Origin of the sequence: Streptomyces lushanensis (genome assembly GCF_001700515.1) — a bacterium.
Lineage (GTDB): Bacteria > Actinomycetota > Actinomycetes > Streptomycetales > Streptomycetaceae > Streptomyces > Streptomyces lushanensis.
Genome location: NZ_MAUD01000692.1, coordinates 1 through 700 on the forward strand (window position 1 = coordinate 1; position 700 = coordinate 700).

Below are 700 nucleotides of genomic sequence, written 5' to 3' on the forward strand. Positions count from 1 at the left end.
GGGCGAGCACGTAGTGGAGGATGTTCTCCGACATGTCGTGCTCACCGGAGGTGATGAAGCGCTTCACGCCCTCGATGTGCCAGCTCCCGTCCTCCTGCCGGACGGCCTTCGTGCGGCCCGCGCCCACGTCCGAGCCCGCGTCCGGCTCGGTGAGGACCATGGTGGAGCCCCACTGCTTCTCCACGGCGATCGCGGCGGCCTTCTTCTGGGCCTCGTTGCCCTCCTCGAAGAGGATGCCGGCGAAGGCCGGACCCGACGCGTACATCCACACGGCCGGGTTGGCGCCGAGGAGCAGCTCCGCGTAGGCCCAGATCAGGGAGCGCGGCGAGGTGGTGCCGCCGATCTCCTCGGGCAGGCCGAGGCGCCAGTACTCGGAGTCCATGTAGGCCTGGTAGCTCTTGCGGAAGGCCGCGGGCACCGGAGCCGTGGCGGTCTCCGGGTCGAAGACCGGAGGTGTGCGGTCGCCCTCGGCGAACGACTCCGCGAGATCGTTCTCCGCGAGGCGCGCGACCTCTTCGAGGATGGTCCTGGCGGTCTCCACGTCCATGTCCGTGAACGGTCCCGTGCCGTACAGCTTGTCGCGCCCGAGCACCTCGAAGAGGTTGAACTCGATGTCGCGGAGATTCGACTTGTAGTGCCCCATGGCGACGACTCCGTAGGTGAGGATCGGTATCGGTGAGGAACGAGGAGGCCGGGACGC

General features: G+C 68.3%; 1 protein-coding gene. It reads right to left on the minus strand.

What is annotated here, in order from left to right; all coding sequences use genetic code 11:
• A partial coding sequence (locus tag BFF77_RS32450; protein ID WP_141698627.1) for an acyl-CoA dehydrogenase family protein occupies nucleotides 1–643 on the minus strand: 643 nt, incomplete at its 3' end.
• Nucleotides 644–700: the final 57 nt, after the last annotated feature.